The sequence below is a fragment of the Streptomyces spiroverticillatus genome (assembly GCA_014650415.1).
In the GTDB taxonomy this organism is placed as follows: domain Bacteria; phylum Actinomycetota; class Actinomycetes; order Streptomycetales; family Streptomycetaceae; genus Streptomyces; species Streptomyces spiroverticillatus.
In genome coordinates, this window is sequence record BMUX01000007.1 from 229,755 (window position 1) to 252,553 (window position 22,799).

Annotated in this window: 15 protein-coding genes; 6 read left to right on the forward strand and 9 right to left on the reverse strand. The window is 70.3% G+C overall.

Translation table 11 applies throughout. The annotated features are described in order from the left end of the window. Positions 1-4: 4 nt before the first annotated feature. A complete protein-coding gene (locus tag IE269_RS20435) occupies positions 5-1,909 on the reverse strand; it encodes a M64 family metallopeptidase (protein ID WP_189824482.1) in 1,905 nt (634 codons plus the stop codon). Positions 1,910-2,126: 217 nt separating this feature from the next. Here IE269_RS20435 and IE269_RS20440 point away from each other — a divergent pair, with 217 nt between their 5' ends. From IE269_RS20440 to IE269_RS20455, 4 genes are read left to right on the forward strand one after another with little or no spacing between them, the layout of a single operon-like run. Continuing rightward, positions 2,127-3,014 carry an ABC transporter substrate-binding protein gene (locus IE269_RS20440; protein ID WP_189824483.1) on the forward strand — a complete coding sequence of 296 codons (888 nt, stop codon included), beginning with the start codon at positions 2,127-2,129 and terminating at the stop codon, positions 3,012-3,014. Between the two features lie 14 nt (positions 3,015-3,028). Continuing rightward, complete coding sequence (locus IE269_RS20445; protein WP_189824707.1) at positions 3,029-3,901, forward strand: amino acid ABC transporter permease; 873 nt, start codon at positions 3,029-3,031, stop codon at positions 3,899-3,901. After that, the gene (locus IE269_RS20450; RefSeq protein ID WP_189824484.1) at positions 3,898-4,662 is read left to right on the forward strand and encodes an amino acid ABC transporter ATP-binding protein; all 765 of its coding nucleotides are present in this window, start codon (positions 3,898-3,900) and stop codon (positions 4,660-4,662) included. The genes IE269_RS20445 and IE269_RS20450 overlap by 4 nt, the downstream gene beginning before the upstream one ends. A gap of 54 nt (positions 4,663-4,716) precedes the next feature. Next, a complete protein-coding gene (locus tag IE269_RS20455; protein ID WP_189824485.1) occupies positions 4,717-8,028 on the forward strand; it encodes an NACHT domain-containing protein in 3,312 nt (1,103 codons plus the stop codon). Here IE269_RS20455 and IE269_RS20460 read toward each other — a convergent pair. Continuing rightward, positions 8,025-9,812, reverse strand: coding sequence for a hydroxysqualene dehydroxylase (locus tag IE269_RS20460; RefSeq protein ID WP_189824486.1), 1,788 nt, complete (start codon positions 9,810-9,812; stop codon positions 8,025-8,027). The two genes, IE269_RS20455 and IE269_RS20460, sit on opposite strands and share 4 nt — an antisense overlap. Positions 9,813-9,987: 175 nt before the next feature. Between IE269_RS20460 and IE269_RS20465 the strand changes: the two genes are divergently transcribed. After that, positions 9,988-13,296 (forward strand): NACHT domain-containing protein, encoded by a 3,309-nt coding sequence (locus tag IE269_RS20465; RefSeq protein ID WP_472941452.1) that lies wholly within the window; start codon positions 9,988-9,990, stop codon positions 13,294-13,296. A gap of 34 nt (positions 13,297-13,330) precedes the next feature. On the opposite strand, the gene IE269_RS20470 is transcribed toward IE269_RS20465, so the two are convergent. From IE269_RS20470 to glnT, 7 genes are all read right to left on the reverse strand, one after another. Further along, positions 13,331-13,828: a nucleotide triphosphate diphosphatase NUDT15 gene (locus IE269_RS20470; RefSeq protein ID WP_189824488.1), complete on the reverse strand. Its 498-nt coding sequence runs from the start codon at positions 13,826-13,828 to the stop codon at positions 13,331-13,333. A gap of 29 nt (positions 13,829-13,857) precedes the next feature. After that, complete coding sequence (locus IE269_RS20475) at positions 13,858-14,508, reverse strand: helix-turn-helix domain-containing protein (protein WP_189824489.1); 651 nt, start codon at positions 14,506-14,508, stop codon at positions 13,858-13,860. A 136-nt stretch (positions 14,509-14,644) separates the two neighbouring features. Next, entirely contained in the window at positions 14,645-15,757 is a 1,113-nt protein-coding gene (locus IE269_RS20480) for an FAD-dependent oxidoreductase (RefSeq protein WP_189824490.1), read from the reverse strand. Then, the gene (locus IE269_RS20485) at positions 15,754-17,079 is read right to left on the reverse strand and encodes an FMN-binding glutamate synthase family protein (RefSeq protein WP_189824491.1); all 1,326 of its coding nucleotides are present in this window, start codon (positions 17,077-17,079) and stop codon (positions 15,754-15,756) included. Before IE269_RS20485 ends, IE269_RS20480 begins: the two co-directional genes overlap by 4 nt. A gap of 11 nt (positions 17,080-17,090) precedes the next feature. Then, entirely contained in the window at positions 17,091-17,792 is a 702-nt protein-coding gene (locus IE269_RS20490) for a GltB/FmdC/FwdC-like GXGXG domain-containing protein (protein WP_189824492.1), read from the reverse strand. Continuing rightward, positions 17,780-18,664: a class II glutamine amidotransferase domain-containing protein gene (locus IE269_RS20495; protein ID WP_189824493.1), complete on the reverse strand. Its 885-nt coding sequence runs from the start codon at positions 18,662-18,664 to the stop codon at positions 17,780-17,782. The genes IE269_RS20490 and IE269_RS20495 overlap by 13 nt, the downstream gene beginning before the upstream one ends. Before the next feature lie 28 nt (positions 18,665-18,692). After that, positions 18,693-20,039 (reverse strand): type III glutamate--ammonia ligase, encoded by a 1,347-nt coding sequence (glnT, locus tag IE269_RS20500; protein ID WP_229897986.1) that lies wholly within the window; start codon positions 20,037-20,039, stop codon positions 18,693-18,695. Between the two features lie 241 nt (positions 20,040-20,280). Here glnT and IE269_RS20505 point away from each other — a divergent pair, with 241 nt between their 5' ends. Continuing rightward, positions 20,281-22,794: a glycoside hydrolase family 95 protein gene (locus tag IE269_RS20505; RefSeq protein ID WP_189824495.1), complete on the forward strand. Its 2,514-nt coding sequence runs from the start codon at positions 20,281-20,283 to the stop codon at positions 22,792-22,794. Positions 22,795-22,799 lie beyond the last annotated feature (5 nt).

Here is a 22,799-nt window from a genome sequence, read left to right on the forward strand (position 1 = left end):
GACCTCAGGACTGAGGCGGCGTCAGCGTCACCAGGAACTTCTTCGCGGGACCGACATTCCCGGCCGCGTCGATGGTCCGGTACTCGATGGTGTGCGTCTTGTACTCGGGCGTCGCGTCGTCCCACGGCACCACGCGCGGGGTGCCCAGCTTCCCGTACACGAGGTCGTCGACGTTCGTCCCCGAGGGCGTGAACCGCCACGGCGAGTTCGCGTCCGTCGGCCAGCCGTAGTAGGTGTACCAGCCGTCGCCGTTCACCCGGAACTGCGAGACGACCGTGCCCTTCTGGTCGTCCTGCGCGTCCAGCTTCATCGTGAACGGCCCGTCGTAGACGTACTCCACGGGCTTCCCGGGCCGCTGCACGGTCCGTACCGGCTTCGACAGCTCGTACGAGCCCTTCGCGGCGGTCGTGTCGACGGTCCAGCTGAGCGTCTGCGACGTACCGGCGATCCGTGCCTTCAGGGTGTGCGTGCGTCCGCCGGGGAGGGGCAGCTTGCTCAGGTCGAGGTCACGGTCGTTGCCGAGACTGGTCGCGACGGGCCAGCCGTTGAGCGTCCAGCGGACCTGGGGGCTGCGGCCGGTCGTCGGGTGCGAGGTGTCGGCGTACACGACGGACTTCGCGCCGACCGGCTTGTCGGTCCCGGTGTGTCCGGTGAACTCAGCGCTCCGAGCGGCCTGTTGGGGAGCCTTCACGGACCGGTCGACCGTCCAGGAGACAGTACGGGTGAGGGCCTGCGAGCCGCGCACCTTGGGGTCGCGTACGAAGTCGGTCGGATCGGTGACCGTAGCCGTCAGGGTGTGCGTGCCCTTGCCCACGTGCAGCCGCTTCAGGTCGAGGCTGCGCGCGCCGAAGGTGCCCGGCACGGTCTTCCCGTCGAGCTTCCACGTCACGTCGAGCGCGCCGCCCACCGGGTGCAGGGTGTCGACCCAGGCGGTGCGGTCGGTGCCGAGCGGGGCGGTGTTGGGGGTGTGGTCCTGAACCAGGTTCACCTTGTTGGAGATGGCCTGGGTCATCACCTCGCGCTCGACCTGGTCGAAGTCGTACCCCAGGGTCTTCATCATGGAGTGCTTGCTCGGCCGCCAGACGCCCTTGGTGGAGTACATGCCGCCTTCGTGCCGCCCGATCTTCCCGCCGGACAGGCTCTCCTCGCCCAGCCAGCGCCACCACTTCTGCTGCTTGGCGCGCATCTCCTCCTCGCTGAGGAGGGTGTGGTGGTACGAGGTGGGCTCGCCGCCGGTGTAGGTGCCGCCGGGGACGCCGCGCCCGTAGTAGTCGTACTCGTCGTCCAGCTTGCCCAGCGAGTGGCCGATCTCGTGCGGGGTGATGAGGGAGGAGAGCGCGTTGCCGCCGGACGCGGTGGCCCAGGAGCCGCCCGCACCGCCGTAGGTCTTGCTGTTGGCGAGCGCGACGATCTGCCGGTTGGCGCTCTTCGTGCCCGTGACGAGATCGGCGGCGGCACTCGCCTTCTTGGTGTCGACGGTCAGCAGCCGCTGCACGCTGTTCGCGTTGCAGCCGCCCCAGAAGGCCATGTCGAGAGGCGTGTCGCGACGGGCGTCGGTGAGGCCGGGGTCGCAGTCGACACCGGACTCGGGGGAGGGCAGCTCGACGGCCCACACATTGATGTACGAGCGGTAGGAGGCGAAGGGCTCGATGCTCCACAGCACGTTCATGTGCTTCTCGACGTCGGCCCGGAACTTGGGTATCTCGGCGGCCGTGTAGCCGTCGCCGAGGATGACCAGGTTGAAGCGTTTGTCGACGGGGCCGGTGGTCTGGACGGGGACGACGGTGGCGTTCGCGGTGACCGGGTCGCGGTCCTGTGCGGTGGCGTGCTGGGGCAGGGCCATGGTGGTGAGGAGCGCGGCCGCGGCCGCCAGCAGGGCGGGTCTCTTGGTGCGTCGGATGAGTCGCATGGCGCGGAGCGTAGGGGTGGGCTCAACGCGGGGTAAAGAGGCGGGAGTTGGTCCCGTGGCCGGAGTGCGTCCTGCGACGGGAGCGAGGCGTCCCGGCCCCGGCCCCCGACAAAGGGCGCTCGCCGGGAGAATTCATCATCTCGCAACACGTTCCAGAATGCGGACGAACACCTATTCGGCGTGGACAAAAGTCCCTGCTCACTGCCACTCTCGCGCCATGCGCCCTGTCATTCTCGTTCGCGGTCTCACTGCCGCCGCCGTCGTCCTCGCCGCCTCCTTCGCCGCGGGCTGTGCCCCGCAGCCCGAGCCCTCCTCGAAGGCCGCGCCGTCGTCGTCCGCCGGAGGAGCCGCAGCCTGTCCGCAGGGCAAGCTGGCCACCGCGACCGCGGGCAAGCTGACCGTCGGGACCGACAAGCCCGCGTACGCACCCTGGTTCAAGGACGACAAGCCGGAGAACGGCCAGGGTTACGAGTCCGCCGTCGCCTACGCCGTCGCCGAGAAGCTCGGGTACAAGAAGGAGGACGTCGTCTGGCAGACCGTCGCCTTCAACAACTCCTTCGCGCCGGGCAAGAAGACCTTCGACTTCGACCTCAACCAGATCTCCATCAGCGACCAGCGCAAGAAGGCCGTCGACTTCTCCTCCGGCTACTACGACGTCCGCCAGACCGTCGTCGCGCTCAAGAACTCCAAGGCGGCGAAGGCCAAGTCGGTCGCGGACCTCAAGGACGTCAAGCTCGGCGCCCAGGTCGGCACCACGAGCCTCGACGTCATCAAGGACGTCATCAAGCCGACCCAGCAGCCGGCCGTCTACCAGAAGAACGACTTCGCCAAGGCCGCCCTGAAGAACGGCCAGGTCGACGGCATCGTCGTGGACCTCCCCACCGCCTTCTACATCACCGGCGCCGAGGTCCAGGACGCCGCCGTGATCGGCCAGTTCGCGGACGTTCCGGGCAAGGCCGAACAGTTCGGTCTCGTACTCGACAAGGGCAGCGCCCTCACGGCGTGCGTGACGGGCGCGGTCGACAGCCTCCGCAAGGACGGCACGCTCGCCAAGCTGGAGAAGCAGTGGCTGGCGGACGCGGTCGACGCGCCGGTGCTGAAGTGACCTCGCTCGACAAGATGCCGTCGGCGGCGGCGGAGGACGACGGTTACGTCCCCTCCGCCCGCCGCCTGGAACGCGAGGCATTCAAGCGCGGCCGCACCCGCAAGGCCACCGCCATCGCCGCGCTCAGCACGCTCGTCACCGCGGTCGTCCTCTATCTCGTCATCGTCAACTCGCCCGGCTGGGAGCGGACCCGCGAGACCTTCTTCGACCCGGCGTTCGCCAAGAAGGCGCTCCCGGACGTCCTGGAGGGTCTCTGGCTGAACCTCCGGCTGCTGGTGGTGTGCGGGGCGTGCGTCCTCGTCCTCGGCATGCTGCTGGCCGTCGCACGCACCCTGCGCGGACCGGCCTTCTTCCCGCTGCGGGCGCTGGCGACGGCGTACACCGACTTCTTCCGCGGGCTGCCGCTGATCATCAACCTGCTGATCGTCGTCTTCGGCGTCCCGGCACTGCGGCTCCAGGGCGTCACCACCGACCCCGTCGTCCTCGGCGGGGTCGCGCTGACGCTCACGTACTCGGCGTACGTCGCCGAGGTCTTCCGCGCGGGCATCGAGTCGGTCCACCCCTCGCAACGGGCGGCGGCCCGGTCGCTGGGCCTCTCCCACCGCAAGACGCTGCGGTACGTGGTGCTTCCGCAAGCGGTGCGGCGGGTCGTGCCGCCGCTGCTGAACGACCTGGTCTCGCTCCAGAAGGACACCGGTCTGGTGTCCATCGCGGGCGCGGTCGACGCCGTGTACGCGGCGCAGATCATCGCCAGCAGGGAGTTCAACTACACCCCGTACATCGTGGCGGGCCTCATCTTCGTCGCCCTGACCATCCCGATGACACGGTTCACGGACTGGGTGACGGCACGCATGGACCGGCAGCGGGCCCAGGGAGGAACGGTATGACCTCGACACCCGTGCTGCGGCTGGAGTCCGTACGCAAGACCTACCGCGCCCGCCACAAGGAGACCGTGGTCCTGCGGGACGTCGACCTGGAGGTCCCGGCGCACACGGTGACGGCGCTGATCGGTGCCTCCGGCTCCGGAAAGTCGACACTGCTGCGCTGCGTGAACCTGCTGGAGGAGATCGACGACGGGGCGATCTTCCTCGACGGGGACGACATCACCGACCCCCGGGCCGACGCGGATGCGGTACGCCGCCGGATCGGCGTCGTCTTCCAGTCGTACAACCTCTTCCCGCACATGTCGGTGCTCGACAACATCACGTTGGCTCCGAGGCGGGTGCACGGCGTCGACCGAGCGGAGGCGGAGGAGCGGGCCCGGGAGCTGCTGGAGCGGCTGGGGCTTGGAGGCAAGGCGGGGGAGTACCCGGACCGGCTGAGCGGTGGTCAGCAGCAACGGGCCGCGATCGTACGGGCGTTGGCGGTACGTCCGCGCCTGCTGCTGCTCGACGAGATCACGGCCGCGCTCGATCCGGAGCTGGTGGGGGAGGTGCTGAGCGTGGTGCGCGACCTGAAGGAAGAGGGCATGACCATGGTCATCGCCACCCACGAGATGGGCTTCGCGAGGGAGGTCGCCGACCAGGTGTGCTTCCTGGACGCGGGGGTGGTGCTGGAGCGGGGGACGTCGGCGGAGGTGTTCGGGGCGCCGCAGGAGGCGCGAACTCAGCAGTTCCTGAAGCGGATTGTGGAGGCAGGGCGTCTCTAGGGGAGGTTGTAGATCGTCGGTCCGGTTGTCGGTGGTGCGTGCTACACCTTGTGCATGAGGGGACGACGGCTACTGAGTTACCGGGACGCGGTGGCGATCCTGGGCGGCGACAGCGAGGCGCTGGCGGCGGCGGACCGGGTGGTGGGCGGTGCGCTGTCGGCGGCGACGGGCGGGGCGAGCGATGCGGTGCTCGGGCTGTTCGGGGCGCAGGGGAGGGTGCTGCGGATCGGGCGGGACGTGACGACCGGGTTGCGGGACCGGCTCGGGTCGGCGGAGCGGGCGGACCGTACGGAGAAGATCGCGGCGGCGCATGCGGTGCTGGTGATCACGGCCTTCTTCGAGGTGCTGGCGGAGGCGGAGCTGCCGTTCGAGTTCGGTGAGTTGGAGCTGAACAGGAACGAGCAGGTGATGCTGTCCGGGGGGCAGGTCACGGCCGACCACTTGGTGGGGACGCTGCTGTCCGCGGAGGTGCCCCACCCGACGCCCGCCCTGCCCTTCGAGGAGACCGTCGGACTGGTGCGTGCCTGGTACTGGGACCGCGCGGACCTCCTCCGGGACTTCCTCCAAGGGCTCGCCCTCTGGGAACGGCTGGACGAGGACGGTCGCACCCGCACGAGGGGTGTTCTGCTGGGTCTCGAAACGAGCGCCTTGGCGCGCTACCGGGAGCTGTACGCGCAACTCGCCCTGGAAATACCGGAGTTCGGCTTCTGGTCGGGACAGATCGAGCACCAGGCCACGCGCAGCGTCCTGCGTCAGTCACTGGACGGTGTGGAGCGGGCCCTTCAGGGTCTGGCCCGCCCCGTCGAGTTCGCCCACGCGGCCCACGGACTCACCGCCGCCTACCGGGCGGCCCTCCCGCGCCCGATCCTCTCCGAGGGCGAGGCCCCCAGCGGGCTGGCCATGCCCAGCCTCGCAGGTGGGTACGTGGACCCGGACTTCCGGGTGGCTCCCGTGCCCGAGGAGGGCAGCGGTCCCGCGCAGGAGGACTGGTGGGAGCGGGCCCCCGTACGGTCCGACCTGACCGAATTCCTCTCCGGCACGCTCACCTCGCGCGCCTCCACCGCCGCCCCGCTCCTCGTCCTGGGCCAGCCCGGGGCGGGCAAGTCCGTCCTCACCAAGATCCTCGCGGCCCGCCTCTCCGGGACCGGCTTTCTGCCCGTACGGATCGTCCTGCGCGAGATCCGTGCCGAGGACGACATCCAGGACCAGATCGAGCACGCGATCCGGTCCGCCACCAGCGAGCGTGTGAGCTGGCCGGACCTGGTCCGCTCGGCACCGGGCGCCGTCCCCGTCCTCCTCTTCGACGGCTTCGACGAACTCCTCCAGGCCACCGGTGTCAACCAGACCGACTACCTGGTGAAGATCGCCAAGTTCCAGCAGCGCGAGGTCGACCAGGGCCGGCCCGTCTACGCCCTGGTCACCAGCCGTACCGCCGTCGCCGACCGGGCCCGTTGCCCGCAGGGCACCCTCGCCCTGCGCCTCGAACCCTTCCGCACCCCGCACATCGAACGCTGGCTCGGCGTCTGGAACGACCTGAACGCCCCGTACTTCACCGCCAACGGCCTGCGCCCGCTGCCCGCCGCCGTGGCCGCCCGGCACTCCGCGCTGGCCTCGCAACCGCTGCTGCTGCTGATGCTCGCCCTGTACGACGCCACCGCCAACGCCCTCCAGCAGGAGACGGAGAGCGGCGAACCCCTTGCCGCCGCCGACCTCTACGAGGAGCTGCTCACCTCCTTCGCCGTACGCGAGGTCGGCAAGGCGGGCGACGCCATGACTACGCGCGAGCGCGCCGACCACTGCGAACGCGAACTCCAGCGGCTCTCCCTCATCGCCTTCGGCATCCTGAACCGCCGCCGTCAGTGGATCACCGTGAGCGAGCTGGAAGAAGACCTCACCGCCCTGCTCGGCCGGTCCGCCACAGGTCCGGGGTCCGACTTCCGCACGCCGCTGAACCAGGCGGAGATCGCCCTCGGCCGGTTCTTCTTCGTACAGAAGGCGCAGGCGGTGCAGGACGAGCGTGAGCTGATCACCTACGAGTTCCTGCACGCCACGTTCGGTGAGTACCTCGTCGCACGGCTCGCCGTACTTCTCGTTGATCAACTCATCGACCAGCGGCCCGCGTTGTCGCTCGGGCGGACGCCTGTGGACGACGACCTGGTGTACGTCCTGCTGTCGTACGCCTCGCTGGCCTCCCGGCAGATGCTGCGCTTCGTGGAGGCCCGCATCGAACGGATCGAGCCGGAGCGGCGGCAACGGCTCGGAGAGCTGCTGATCGGCGTGATGGAGGACGCCCGCAACCGGGTCGAGCACCGGTACGCCGAGTACCGGCCGATACCCCGGGCGACGGCCGCCCGGCACGGGAAGTACGAGTCCAACCTGATGATGCTGACCGTCCTGCTGACGGGCGGAGTCACTGCCGGCCAACTCTTCCCGGCGGCCGTGGACCCGGCGGGCATCTGGGCGCTGCGGGTCCAGCTCTTCCGGTCCGCGCTGACCGCGCAGGAGTGGACCGAGTATGCGCTCGCGCTCGACGTGAGGCGGACCTGGGTGGGGGACCGCCGGGAGCTGACCGTCACCCCGCTGTCTACGGAGCCGCCGCAGCCGGACCCGGTGGACCCGTACTGGGTGTACAACCATCCGCCGTCGGGTCAGGTCCAGAGGGCTGCGCGGTCCTGGTGGCGCAGTGGTTCGCGGGAAGCGCGGCACAAGATGGTCGTGGCCGACGTCAGCCACGACGAGGTGCTGCGCCATGCGCTCGACCCGTTCTTCCTCCGCTTCGGCGGGGCCCTGGACACCTTCTACGGGGCGGCCGGCGGTTACGCCAGCTCCATGGCGCACGACCTCCTGGAGATCTGGCTGACGAGTCATCTCGACCGGTCCGACGGCGAGTTGGCGGTGCGGTACGAGCGCTGCATCGGAATCATCAGGACGTTGAGGCGCATGCCGGTGGAGGTCACCGACCGGCTGGCGGCGATGCTCTACGGGCAGCTCCTGCACGATGCGCACCGGCTGCCGATCGAGATTGTGCTCCGCATGATTGTCGACTGGAGGGCGCCCCTGGACGGGCCGACGGTCCTGGTGCTCCATGCGCGCGTCGCGATCAGACGGCTCGGTGTCGCGATGTCGGGTGTACCGGACCCGACCGAGGCGGTCGCACAGACGGCCTTGTGGGAGGTGCTGGAAGAGTTGCTGGCCCAGTTCCTGCGCACGGAGGAGACCGAATCGTTCGACGCGGCATGGATCGAGGAGTGGGGCCTGGTGGCCACGCGGGAGGTCTTCGACCGGTGCGAGGAGGGGATGGGTCGGGAGATCGCCGAGCGGCTGCGCGCCATCCGCAGCCGCTTCGACGAACCGCCCGCCGGCTAACCCACGTCGAGCGCGTTCCGCAGCCCCAGCTTCCACCGCGTCCGGTCGTGCCGCTTCAACGTCTCGATCGCCGGGATTTTGTGCAGCCCCTTCACCGTACAGCGGGCTGCATCCGAACCCACTCTGTCCAGAAGGGCGTTGACGGCCTGGCGGGCGGAGGCGTTCGCCCCCTCCATCGTCGCAAGGTCGATGTCCACCGCGACGTAATCCCCCGCGAGGTAGAAGTTCGGGATCTTCGTCGCGGCGGAGGGGCGGTTGTGGAGGGTGCCGCACGGGTGGATGAGGAGCTCGTCCTCGTTGGTCGGGTTCGGCGTGCCGAGCCCGTCGACGCCCGGGTCCAGGAACCACGAGTGCAGGGTGCTGTCCTTCAGGACGGTCTTGCCGGTGTCGTTGAGGGCCGCCTTGAGCTGCGCCCACACCTCCTTCGCCACCTCCTCCCGGGTGCACTGCTTCGCTGTCTTCCCATACAGGATTCCCGGCTTGTCCCACTCCGAGATGTCGACCGACAGGCACTCGACGGCCACCCCGTCGCCGTACACGGCCGGGAAGTCGCGGCCCTTCCAGTGCCCGGCCTGGGCGATGCCGGTCAGTGACCACGGCGAGTCGATGAGGTTGACGTGCCCGTCGACCATCTTCGGACGCTCCGTCAGATAGAACTGGATGCCCGTCATCCAGTCCGTCTCGAGTTTGTCGGCGCGGGTCAACTGCGGATCCAGGGAGCGCATTTCAGCGTTCCAGGTGCGGCGCGCATGCTCAACCGGAATGGCCGATACGTAATGGTCGGCGACGACCGACTGACGTAGGCCCGCCGGGTCCTCGATGACGGTCGCGCTGATCCGGCCGCCCGCCGTCTTCATGTCCCGTACGGTCCAGCCCATCTTGAACTCCACGCCCAGTGTCCGCAGATGGGCCACCCAGGGGTCGATCCACGCCTCGTTCGTCGGAGCGTTCAGGATGCGGTCGGGCGGGCCGTCCGCGCCCTGGCCGAGTGCGTTGAAGACGAAGGCCTCGCCGAGCGTGCCGACCGTGCGGGTGCTGGCCTCCTCCGCCTTGGTCGCGACGATGTTGCGGGTGACGCCGACGGCCAGGATGCGCTGGTACTCCTTCGACATGCGGGCCGCGCGCACGAACTCCCACCACGGGGTCTTCTCCCAGGTGCTGTTGCGGCGTTCGTCGCAGCTCGTGAAGAAGACGAGCACCCGGTTGACGAAGTAGGCGATCTCGTGGAGGGGGAGGTTGAGCGCCGTTTCCAGCAGGCCGGTGAGCATCCGGCGGATGTCGTCCAGGTCGAGGTTCGGCGGCTGGTGGCCGGGCCACGGGATCGGCATCCGCATCTCCTCGCGGCCGCCGGAGCGGGCGAACATCATCTCGGGAGGTGCGATGAGGTTGTCCCAGACCCCGTTGGCGTTGCCGGGGAAGGGGATGCGGCGCATCGTGTCCGGGAGGTTGTGGTAGATCCCGGGGATGAACCGGAAGCCGTGTTCGCCGGGGAGCGGTTTGCGATTGCCCTTCGCGCTGCCCGGCACGTCCATGCTGCGGGCCTTGCCGCCGAGGGCCCGTCTCTCGTACACGGTGACCTTGAAGCCGCGTTCGGCGAGTTCGTGCGCGGCGGTCAGACCGGCGACGCCGCCGCCGAGTACGGCGACGGACGGGGCGTCGGCGGCCGGTCGGGCGGGCGCCGCTTGCGCCGCTCCTGCGGGGAGCGCGCCGAGGGCGGTGGCCCCGCCGACTGCCGCCGCTCCGGCGACGAAGGTACGTCGAGAAGTGGTGCCCGTTCGGTCCATCTGCCCAGCCCCTTACCAGTGGTAACCGACACATGAGTCGCAGGAGCATAGAGCGGCCCCGCTCGTCACGGGAAGACCTCTGTCAACTCCGGTGCTAATAAGGTGTGTTGGGGTGGCTGAAAGGTGATGTGCGGCTCGGTTGTCGGTGGTGCGTGGTACATCTGGATGCATGGGGATGCGCGGGCGGCGGTTGCTGAGTTACCGGGATGCGGTGGCGATTCTGGGGGGTGACAGCGAGGCGCTGGCGGCGGCGGACCGGGCCCTGAGCGGAGCCTTGTCCGTGGCCACGGGAGGGGTGAGCGATACAGCGCTCGGGATCTTGGGCGCGCAAGGGCGGTTGCTGCGGCTGGGGCGGGATCTGACCTCAGGGCTGCGGGACCGGCTGGGGGGTGCCGGGCGTACGGAGCGTACGGAGAAGATCGCGGCGGCACACGCGGTGCTGGTGGTCACGGCGTACTTCGAGGCGTTCGGCGAGGTGGAATTGCCCTTTGCCGTGGCTGAGTTGGAGCTCACGGCCGCGGAGCAGGTCGGCATCGCGGGCGGCGACCGGACTGCCAGGCCGCTCGTCAGGCAACTGCTCCTCGCGGAGATCCCGCAGGTGGGACCGGCTCTGCCGTACGAGAGGTTCCAGCTCGATCTGCTCGACTGGTACAGAAGTGCCACGGCGAACATGGACTTCTTCATCCAGGGGCTGGCCGTTTGGGAACGACTCGACGACCGGCAGCGGGCCGAGGCGCGTTCCGCCATGAGCGGACTGGAGTGGTCGGCCTGGGCCCACTACGAACAGCTCTATTCCCGACTAGCCGTGGAAGTACCGGAATTCGGATTCTGGTCCGGCCAAGTCGAGCACCAGGCGACCCGCCACGAGATCCGCCAGGCCCTGACCGGCGTCGAGGGCGCGCTCCACGGCCTGGTCGTCGCGCCCGCCCTCCGCCACGCCGCCGCCGGACTCGCCACCGCCTACCGCTCGGACCTCGGCAAGCAGATCCTCGCGGAGGGCGAGGCCCCGAGCGGACTCACCCTGCCCACCCTCGGGGACGGATACGTGGACCCGGACTTCCGGGTCTCGGACGTACCCGCCGACGGCAACGGACCCGCGCAAGAGGGCTGGTGGGAGGGGCTTCCGGTGCGGTCCGACCTCACCGAGTTCCTCGCCGGAACCCTCACTTCCCGCCCCGCAGCCAACGCACCTCTGCTCGTCCTGGGCCAACCGGGGGCGGGCAAGTCCGTCCTGACCAGGATCCTCGCGGCTCGGCTGACTGACACCGGATTCCTGCCCGTACGGGTCGTGCTGCGTGAGGTGCGCGCCGAGGACGACGTGCAGGACCAGGTCGAGCACGCGGTGCGGGCGGCCACCGGTGAGCGGACGTCCTGGACGGACCTGGTTCGGTCCGCCGAAGGCGCCGTGCCCGTTCTCCTCTTCGACGGCTTCGACGAACTCCTCCAGGCCACCGGCGTCAGCCAGACCGACTATCTCCTCAGGATCGCCAAGTTCCAGCAGCGCGAAGCCGACCAGGGCCGCCCGGTCTATGCCCTGGTGACGAGCCGTACGGCCGTCGCGGACCGGGCCCGCTGCCCGGAAGGCACGGTGGCGGTACGCCTCGAACCGTTCGCCGAACCGCACATCCGTCGCTGGCTCACGGTCTGGAACGCGGCCAACGCACCGCACTTCACCGCCCAGGGCCTTCGGCCGCTGCCCGTCGCCGTCGCATGCCGGCACGCCGAACTGGCCTCGCAGCCGCTCCTCCTGCTGATGCTCGCTCTGTACGACGCCAACGCCAACGCGCTCCAACGGGAGACGGAGAGCGGCACACCCCTGGGTGCGGCCGACCTGTACGAGGAGCTGCTGAACTCCTTCGCGGTCCGCGAGATAGGCAAGCGCGGCGACGGCCTCACAGCCCGCGACCTTGCCGCCCACTCCGAGCGCGAACTCCAGCGGCTCTCCCTCATCGCCTTCGGCATCCTGAACCGCCGCCGCCAGTGGATCACCGCGGACGAACTCCAGGAGGACCTCACCGCCCTGCTCGGCGGCCCCGACACCGCCGCCCCGACAGACTTCCGGCGTACCCCGCTCAACCAGGCGGAGATCGCCCTCGGCCGCTTCTTCTTCGTACAGAAGGCGCAGGCGCTCCAGGAGGAGCGGGACCTGACGACGTACGAGTTCCTGCACGCCACCTTCGGGGAGTATTTGGTCGCCCGGACAACAGTGCTTCTGCTCAGCCAACTCGTCGATCAGTCTGCAGCATTGGCGATCGGCCGGGCGCCTGCGGACGACGAGATGCTGTATGCCCTGCTGTCGTTCGCGCCCGTGGTGTCACGCCAGATGCTGTGGTTCGTCGAGGCGTGCATCGGCCGACTCGCGTCGGAGCGGCGGGAGCGGCTCGGTGAGGTGTTGATCGAGGTCATGGCCGACGCTCGCAAGAGGGTGGAGTTCCGGTACGCCGATTACCGCCCTCTCCCGCACCCGACGGCTTCCCGGCACGCCATGTACGAGGCGAACCTGCTCGTGCTGACGGTCCTGGTCACCGGCGGGGTCACCGCGAGCGCGCTCTTCCCCACCAGCGATCCGGCGGGCACCTGGTCGCACAGGGTGCAGCTGTACCGTTCTGCGTTGACCGACCAGGAGTGGGAGGATCTCGCCTCCGCGCTTCAGGTGCACCGCTGTTGGATCGATGGGGCACGGGAGCTCACGGTGCTCCCGGCTACGGCGCCGAAGCCGCCGGGTGGCGTCGGGGCGGTCGACCCCTACTGGGCATTCCGCTACGGGCCCGACCACGAGTACCGCACGACACAGGTCACCTGGTCGCGGGTTTACGCGGAGAAGAGCCGACACCGGATGGACATCGCCGACGCCGGTCAGGACCTGTTGGTGCGGCATGCACTGGACCCGTTCTTCGAACACTTCGGTATTGCCCTGACCACCTTCCACGGGGAGGCGGACGGCCCGGCCACGTCCTGGGCGCATGACCTGCTGAGCCTCTGGTTTGCGAGCCACCTGCGGTCCTCTGACGAGGAGCTTACGGAGCGCTACGAACGCTGCACGCAACTGCTGCGTGCGGCTGTGCGCGGACCCCACGACAACAACGACACGCTCCGTTCGATGATCTCCGGTCAACTGCTGTTTGATGCACATCGGTTGCCGGTACGTGTGGTGCACAGTGTGGTTTATGCCCTGTACCAGCTGGATAGCACCCCGCAGGGGGCCGCCGTGCTGGCGCGCATCCTGTTCCGGCGTCTGAACACCATGGACTTGTACCCGCACGCGGACGGCACGGACGTCGAGGCCGAGTGTGGGCTGCTGTGCGATTCACTGGGTGTTGTCATTGAGACGGTGGCGGAAATGCCAGAGTTACTCCTCCGGATTTGGGGTGAGGAGGGCCGTCATCGTCGGTCCCGGCGGTTCATGTCGGATCTGGTCGCACAGGTGCCGGAAGTGATGGCGGTGCAGTTGCGCGATTTGCTGCGTCGCTACGAAGAAGACTGACCGGGGGCGTTGTGCGGGGGGACTCTCCCGTTACTCAGCCCCGCGCCCGATACACGTACGCGTCCGTCAGCGGCAGCGGCAGATCCGGCCGCCACGCGCGCAGTACGGCCGCCGACGGGACGAAGAGCGCGTCCGGGATGTCGGCCGGCGCGAACCACTCCCACCGCACGATCTTGTCCGGCTCCGTCACCCGGGGCACACCACCCCCGGACGGCACATGCACCGCCGCGGAAATCCGGTTCAGCCCGTAGCCGCTGTCGAGCGCCACGCCCACGACCCGCGCTCGGGAGGCGTCCGGCACCAGGCCCGTTTCCTCGCCGAGTTCCCGCAGCCCGGCCTGCTCGAAGCTCTCGCCGGTGTCCACCTTGCCGCCCGGCAGCTCCCAGCGGCCGTTGTGGCCGAGGCCCAGCAGGACGTGGCCCGTCGTCGTGTCCTGGACGATCACGCCGACGCCGGTGAGGCAGTTCGGGGTGGGGGCGATGCGGGTCTGCGTGTCGGTGGTGGGGTTCGTGAGGCGTCGTACGTCGTTCATGGTCATCGACCATAGGCGGTGGGGGCCGGTCAATGGGCCCCGGGCTGGTCGCCGTACGCCGTCACCGAGAGGAAGCGGATGGGGAGGGCGAGGAGTTCCTGCGGGCCGTGGGCGCCCTCCCCGTCGAGCTGGAGGGCGTCGCCGGCGCGCATCTCGTACTGGGCCTCCCCATGTCCGTACACCATCGCCCCTTCGAGCATGTAGATCAGCTCCGTGCCCGGATGCTGGAAGAGGGGGAAGACCTCGCTGGACTCGGTGAGCGTGACCAGGACGGCTTCCATCCGCTTGTGCGGGCCGCGCAGGGCGCCGAGCAGTTCGTAGAGGTGGCCGACGCGGCTGCCCCGGCGGGCGATGCGGGCGCCCTGGCCGGACGGGACGAACACGGCCTCGCGCTCGGCGTCCACGCCCCGGAAGAGGGCGGTGACCGGGACGTCGAGGCCGGTGGCGAGGCGGGAGAGGGTGGTGAGGCTGCACGAGGTCTGGGCGTTCTCGATCTTCGAGAGCATCGCCTTGGAGATCCCGCAGCGGGCGGCCAGGTCGGCGAGGGAGAGGCCGGAGGTGGTGCGGTAGTGGCGGACCTGGTGGGCGATGGCCTTTTCGAGGGAGGGGGGCTGGGGGGCGTGGATCTCCCGGTCCGGGAGGGGGCCCGGGGCTCCCTCCGGGGTGGGTGGGGATGTCATGGGGGTCATTGTGTCCCAGGGGGTGGGCTTCCTCGCGAGCCGGTGCGCGGCGGAGCACGGACCAGCAGCGCACGGACCAGCAGTACGTACGCCAGCAGCGCGTGCGCCAGCAGTGCACGCACCAGCAGTACGTGCCCTAGCCGTGCGCCGCGAGCGAGAAGCGGGCGTCCGGGCCGGGGCCCCGGCCCGTGGCCAGGTCGGTGGTCCACTCGCCGATCAGCGGGGCGAACTTCGCGCCGTGCCCCGAGCAGGGGGAGGCCACGACCACGGGCCCGGCCCGGTCGAGGAGGAAGTCCTCGTTCAGGGTGGAGGTATAGAGGCAGGTGGCCTCGTTGAAGGGCTCCGGGACGAGGCCGGGCAGCCAGTCGCGGACGTACGCGGTGATGCGTTCGCGGGCCGCCGGGTCCACCGTGCCGGAGCGCGTACGGGCCGTCGTCGGGGCGCCCGCGTCGTGCTCGGCGATCTTGCGGGCGTCGCCGGGACCGCCGTCCCTGCCGCCCGGCAGGCTGTACGTCGACAAGTCGGCCTTGTGCACGATCACCGGCCACTCCGCCGCAACCTCGTCCCCGCACGCGAAGTGGAACACCTGCTGCTGCGTCACCACCAGCTCCGGCAGCGGTACGAGGCCGCCCACCAGGTCCCGTACCCACGCCCCCGCGGACACCACCACCCGCCGCGCCGTCACCGTCGACCCGTCCGCGCCCTCCAGCCGCACCCCCTCCTCGCCCAGCACCACGATCCGCCGCACCTCGTACCCGTGCCGCACCTGGGCACCCCGCTCCCCGGCCCGCCGTACGAACGCATCCACCGCCCGGGCCGCATCCACCGTGCCCGCCTCCTCGTGGTGCAGCACCGGGCCCGCGAAGCGCAACCCCGGCCAGCGGTGGGCGGCCTCCGACGCGGACAGGAGATCGTGCGGGACGCCGCAATCGGCCAGAACCGCCGCGATGCCCTCTGGGTCGCGGCCCGCCCCGTGGTCCAGCCCGCCGGTCATGCGCAGCAGCGACACGTGCGCGTCCGACTCCAGCTCCCGCCACAGGGACATCGCCCGGCCCGTCATCCGTACGTACAGCGCATCCGCGTACGCCCGCCGCACGATGCGCGCGCTCCCGTGCGAGCTGCCCCGGTCGTGCCCGGGCGCGAACTGTTCCAGGAGTACGACGTCCAGGCCGCGCCGCGAAGCCGCCCACGCGGTCGCCGCCCCCATCAGGCCCGCCCCGACCACCGCCAGGTCCGCGTCCGGGGTCACCGCCCGGCCCCCGGGATCCAGTCCGTCCCGGCCAGCGGGACGCGGGCCATCGCCGATGCTTCGATCGTCAGGGCCACCAGGTCCTCCGGTTCCAGGTGATGCAGGTGTGCCTTGCCGCACGCCCGCGCGATGGTTTGCGCCTCCATCGTCATCACCCGCAGGTAGTTGGCAAGACGGCGTCCGCCCTCGACCGGGTCCAGGCGGGCGGCCAGCTCCTCGTCCTGGGTGGAGATTCCCGCCGGGTCGCGGCCCGCCTGGAAGTCGTCGTAGTACCCGGCCGCCGACCCCAACTCCCGGTATTCCGCTTCCCACTTGGGGTGGTTGTCGCCGAGCGCGATCAGTGCCGCCGTGCCGATCGCCACCGCGTCCGCGCCCAGCGCCATGCACTTCGCCACGTCCGCGCCCGAGCGGATGCCGCCCGAGACGATCAGCTGCACCTTGCGGTGCAGCCCCTCCTCCTGGAGCGCGCGGACCGCCTGGGGGAGCGCGGCCAGCGTCGGAATGCCGACGTGCTCGATGAAGACGTCCTGGGTGGCGGCCGTGCCGCCCTGCATCCCGTCGACCACGATGACGTCCGCGCCCGCCTTCGCCGCCAGCTTCACGTCGTAATAGGTGCGGGTCGCGCCGATCTTGACGTAGACCGGCTTCTCCCAGTCGGTGATCTCCCGCAGCTCCCGGATCTTGATCTCCAGGTCGTCGGGGCCCGTCCAGTCGGGGTGGCGGCAGGCGCTGCGCTGGTCCACGCCGACGGGGAGGGTGCGCATCCCCGCCACCCGCTCGGTGATCTTCTGCCCGAGGAGCATGCCGCCGCCGCCCGGCTTCGCGCCCTGGCCGAGGACGACCTCGATGGCGTCGGCCTTGCGCAGGTCGTCGGGGTTCATCCCGTACCGGGACGGCAGGTACTGGTACACGAGGTGCTTGGACTGGCCGCGCTCCTCGGGCGTCATGCCGCCGTCGCCGGTCGTCGTCGAGGTGCCGGCGTCGCTCGCACCGCGCCCCAGGGCCTCCTTCGCCCGCCCGGACAGCGCGCCGAAGCTCATTCCGGCGATCGTGACGGGCGTGTCCAGGTGCAGGGGGAAGGTCGCGTGGCGGTCGCCGAGGACGACGTCGGTGCCGCAGCGCTCCCGGTAGCCCTCCAGCGGGTAGCGGGACATGCTCGCGCCGAGGAACAGCAGGTCGTCGAAGTGCGGGAGGCGACGCTTGGCGCCCCAGCCCCGGATGTCGTACACGCCGGTCTCGGCGGCGCGCTGGATGGCGTGGATGGTGGCCCGGTCGAACGTCGCCGACTCGCGCAGGCCGCGGGCGGAGGGATCGTCGTACATGGGGGTCCTCACTAGTAGGCGCTGCTGTTGTCGACGTCGAAGTGGTAGAGCGCGCGGGCCGAGCCGTACCGCCGGAACTCGGACGGGTCGATGTCCGTGAAGGCTGCCGCTGTCAGCAACTCCCGTACGTCTTCGAGGTGTTCACCCCGCATCTCCTTCTCGACGCAGTCCGCGCCGAGCGACTTCACCCGTCCGCGTACGTAGATCCGCGCCTCGTACAGCGAGTCGCCGAGCGCGTCGCCCGCGTCCCCGCACACCAGCAGGCGGCCCGCCTGCCCCATGAAGGCGCTCATGTGGCCGACGCTCCCGCCGACGACGATGTCCACGCCCTTCATCGAGATCCCACACCGGGCCGCCGCGTCGCCCTCCACAACGAGCAGACCGCCGTGGGCCGTTGCCCCGGCCGACTGGGAGGCGTTGCCGCGCACCCGGACCGTGCCGGACATCATGTTCTCCGCCGTGCCGACACCGGTGTTGCCGTGCACGGTGACCGTCGCGTGCTGGTTCATGCCCGCGCAGTAGTAGCCCGCGTGCCCGTCGATCCGGACGTCCAGCGGGGCGTCGAGCCCCACCGCGAGGTTGTGCGCGCCGTCGGGACGGGTGACGTGCCAGCTGCCCTCGCGCGCCTTGTGCAGGGCGGAGTTCAGATCGCGTACGGACTGGACGCTCAGGTCAACGGTCGTCGTCACGGCGGGAGTTGTCATCGTCGCCATGTGTACACCTCTTCCGGCTCGGGCTCGAAGATGCGGGCGTTCTCGATGCCGGGCAGCCCGGCCAGACAGCGGTACTCCGACGCCATCGCCACCCACGCGTCCGTCTCCGCGACGACGGCCGGCTTGCAGGCGATGGCGTCCCGTACGACCGCGAAGGTGTCCCCGGTCGTGACCAGCAGCGTGTAGAAACCGTCGAACCGCTCGCACAGCAGACGCAGCGACTTCTCCAGGTCGTGCCCCTCGGCGAGCCGCGCCGCCACGAAGCGCGCGCCCACCTCGGAGTCGTTCGCGCTGTCGAACTCGGCGCCTTCCGCGATGAGTTCACGTCGCAGCGTCGCGTGGTTCGCAAACGATCCGTTGTGCACGAGGCACAGGTCGTCCGCCACCGCGAACGGGTGCGCCCCCTCGGGCGTCACCGCCGACTCCGTCGCCATCCGGGTGTGTACGACGCCCTGCCGGCCGGTGGCCGACCGCAGCCCGAACTCCTCCGCGAGGGTGTCCGGATGCCCCACCCCCTTCAGTACGGCGAGGTCCGCGCCGCGCCCGATGACGGTCGCCCCCGTCCCGGCGGCGCGCACCCGCTTCTCCAACTCACCTGCACTGCAAGGCGCGTGGACGACAGTCGTCTGCCCGACCGGCACCACCGTCGCGTCCGGCCCGACCCGCTCGGCCAGCTCCGAGGGAGTCATCCCCGGCGCGAGCAGGCTCACCGAGGCGTGCCCCGGCGGCGACAGCAGCGCGTCCCCGTACAGCGCCACCCCCGCCGAGTCGGGTCCGCGCTCGGCGGCCTGGTGGAGCATTCCGGCGAGCAGCCACCCCAGACGTGGTTCCAGGGCGGGGTCCCGCACCTGGATTCCCGCGATACCGCACATGTTCAAGTCCCTTTCACAACAAGTTGGTTCAGACGGCGGTCAGATAGCGGTCGACCTCCCACGAGGTCACCGTGTTGTGCCAGCTGTAGAACTCCTCCCGCTTCAGCCGCGCGTAGTACGCACTGACCCCCGCCTCCTGATCCACCGCGTCCAGCACCCCGCGCATCACCGCGTCCTCCTCCAGCGCGTGCACGGCGTCCAGCAGGGTGCGCGGCAGCGCGGGCCCGCTCGTAGCACCCGGGGCTCCGGGGTCCAAGTTCCGTCGTACGCCGTCGAGTCCGGCGCCCAGTGCGGCCGCCGACGCCAGGTACGAGCTGGCGGAGCCGTCGCCGCCGCGCAGCTCCACCCGGTGCGCGTCGGGCACCCGGATCAGGTGGGTGCGGTCGTTGCCGCCCCAGGTCGCCTCGCGCGGCGCCCAGGTGGCACCGGAGGCGGTGGTCGTGGCGCCGGAGCGCTTGTAGGAGTTCACGGTCGGCGCGATCAGGGCGTGCATCGCGGGAGCGTGGGCGAGGAGCCCGGCGGTGAAGGCGTACGCGGTCGGGCTCAGCCCCATGCCGTACGGATCCTCGATCAACTCCCGTGGGAACAGGGCCCGTTCGCCGTCCCAGAGGGAAAGGTGCAGGTGCAGTCCGTTGCCGGTGCGGTCGGTGAAGGGCTTCGGCATGAAGGTCGCCGTCATGCCGCGTTGCTCGGCCAGCACCTGCACGATGTACCGCAGCGTCACCACCCGGTCGGCCGTCGTCAGCACGTCCGCGTGATGGAAGTTCTGCTCGAACTGGCCGTTGCCGTCCTCGTGGTCGCTCGCATAAGGGCCCCAGCCCAGCTCCACCATCGCGTCCGACACGGCGGTCAGGTGCTCGTACATCCGGGTCAGACCACGTGCGTCGTAACAGGGCTGCGCGGCGTCGTCGAGCCGGTCGGCGGTGACCAGTTCGCCCGTCGCCCCGTCCTTGCGCAGCAGGAAATACTCCAGCTCGGCCCCGCTGACCAGAGCCGTTCCCTCGGCCGCCGCCCGTTCGGCGAGGGTGCGCAGGATGACGCGCGGTCCGTACGCGTACGGCCTGCCCTCGACGTACGGATCGCAGTGCACCAAGCCCAGGCCCGGCCGCAGGAAGGTCAGCGGTGTGTACGAACGGAGGTCCGGCACCGCCACCACGTCCGGGTCGCGCGGCAGTTGGCCCATCGCCCCGGCCGCGTACCCGGCGAACCCGACCCCGTCGCCCTCCAGCGCGTCCGCGGCCTCCACCGGGACCAGCTTGGCGCAGGGCTTCCCAGTGAGGGTGGTGAAGGTGGCCAGCAGGAAACGTACTCCGTCGGCCTTGGCGAGCGACGCCAGGGACTGGGTGGCGGCGGACGGTGCGGGCGCTACGGTCACGGGCTCTCTCCCCAACTGCCGATGTTCACTGTCGTGAGGTGGAGTCTCCTGGGGGTAAACGCTCGTAGCGTGTCCGATCGATTGCCGTCGTGTAAAGAGGTGCGCCGAGGAGGGAGGGTGCCGACCGCTCAAGATCCGATCTCTGGAAAGGTCCAAGCGTCGAGACTTTTCATCCATTGCGAAAGATCGCGGGCAGCTTCTATGTTCGCCCGGCATTGATCCGATCTCTGGAGGGATCTCCATGACGCTGTCCAGGCGCCAGGCGCTCGCCCTGTCCTCGGTCCTCGCCACCGGTGCGGTGCTGCCCACCGCCCTCCCGGCCGGTGCGGCCGTTCCGTCAGGACCCGCACCGGACGGGACGTCGGCCGTGCCCGCACCCGCACCGGACGGCGCCGCGGCCCCGCCCGCCGGACCCGTGCCGCCCGCAGAGGGCCACACCCTCTGGTACGACAGACCCGCCACCAACTGGGAGCGCGAAGCCCTCCCGCTCGGCAGCGGCGACCTCGGCGTCAAGGTGTTCGGCGGCGTCGCCACCGAACAACTCCAGCTCAACGAGAAGTCGTTGTGGACCGGCGGCCCCGGCAGCAAGGAGGGCTACGACCACGGCAACTGGCCCGCCCCCCGCCCCGGCGCCCTCGACGAGGTCCGCCGCATCATCGACGCCCAGGGCTCGATGGACCCCGACGAGGTCTCCCGCCGCCTCGGCAACCCCACCTACTCCACCCCCGCCGGAATCGTCCCCGGCTTCGGCAACTACCAGAACTTCGGCTCGCTCGTCCTCGACTTCCCCGGCGCGCCCGCCGCCCCCCAGGCCTACCGCCGCCACCTCGACCTCAACAACGCTCTCGCCGGGGTGAGTTACCGCGACGCCGCAGGGATCACCTTCACCCGCGAGTACTTCGCCAGCCACCCCGCCCGCGCCGTCGTCGGCCGGCTCACCGCCGACCGCCCCGGGCAGATCTCCTTCACCCTGCGCATCGACCCCGCCCAGCCCGGCGCCACCACCACCGCCAAGGACGGCCGCATCACCGTCAAGGGCGCCCTCGCCGACAACGGACTGCGGTACGAGGGCCAGGTCCAGGTCGTCACCCGAGGCGGCACCCGCACCGAGAGCGGCGGCCGGATCACCGTCACCGGCGCCGACAGCGCCGTCCTCGTCCTCTCCGCCGGCACCGACTACGCCGACCGCCACCCCACCTACCGGGGCGCCGACCCGCACGGCCGCGTCGAGTCCGCCGTCACCCGGGCCGCCGCCCAGCCGTACGAGCGGGTCCGCGCCGCACACATCGCCGACCACCGCAGGCTCTACGACCGCGTACGCCTCGACATCGGCCAGCGGATGCCCGCCGACGTCCCCACCGACAAGCTCCTCGCCGGATACAAGGCCGACCCGAAGTCGCCCGCCGACCGCGCCCTGGAAACCCTCTTCTTCCGCTACGGCCGCTACCTCCTCATCGCCTCCTCCCGCCCCGGCTCCCTCCTGCCCGCCAACCTCCAGGGCGTCTGGAACAACTCCAACACCCCGCCCTGGAACGCCGACTACCACACCAACATCAACATCCAGATGAACTACTGGCCCGCCGAGATCGCGAACCTCGCCGAGACCGCCGAGCCCTACCACGCCCTCGTCGACGCACTCCGCCCGCCGGGACGCAGGACGGCCCGCGAGATGTTCGGCACACCCGAGGGCTGGGTCGTGCACCAGAACACCAACCCCTACGGCTACACCGGCGTCCACGACTGGTCGACCTCCTTCTGGATGCCCGAGGCCAACGGCTGGCTGGTCCAGCAGATGTACGAGCACTACCTCTTCGGCCGGGACCGCACCTACCTGCGCACCCGCGCCTACCCGGTGATGAAGGAGGCCGCCCGCTTCTGGCTCGCCAACCTCCACACCGACCCGCGCGACGGCACCCTCGTCGTCTCGCCCAGCTACTCGCCGGAACAGGGCGAGTTCACCGCCGGGGCCTCCATCTCGCAGCAGATCGTCTTCGACCTCCTCACCAACACCGCCGAAGCGAGTGAAGTGCTCGGCATCGACAGGGAGTTGAGGAGCCAACTCAAGGAAACCCTGCGCAAACTGGACCCGGGGCTGCGGATCGGCAAGTGGGGTCAGCTCCAGGAGTGGAAGACCGACGTCGACGACCCGGCCAACACCCACCGGCACGTCTCCCACCTCTTCGCCCTCCACCCCGGCCGCCAGATCGAGCCCGGCACGAAGTTCGCGGAGGCCGCCAAGGTCTCCCTCACCGCGCGCGGCGACGGCGGCACCGGCTGGAGCAAGGCATGGAAGATCAACTTCTGGGCGCTGCTCGGCGACGGCGACCACGCCGCCAAGATGCTCGGCGAACAGCTCAAGTCCTCCACCCTCCCCAACCTCTGGGACACCCACCCGCCGTTCCAGATCGACGGCAACTTCGGCGCGACCGCAGGCATCGCCGAAATGCTCCTCCAGAGCCGCCACGGCACGGTCCAGGTGCTGCCCGCCCTGCCCTCCGCCTGGGCGGCGAAGGGTTCGTACGACGGGCTGCGCGCCCGGGGCGGCTTCACCGTCGGCGTCGACTGGCAGGAGGGGAGGCCCACGGAGATCCGGATCACCTCCACGGCCGGCGGCACGGCGAAGGTGCGGCATCCCGCGCTGGCCGGGCGGGTCAAGGTGGTGCGCGGGGGCGGCGGCTCGGTGACGTACGCCGCGAAGGACGGCGTGTTGGTCGTGCCGACGCGGGCGGGGGAGACGTACCGGATCCGTCCCTAGGTTCG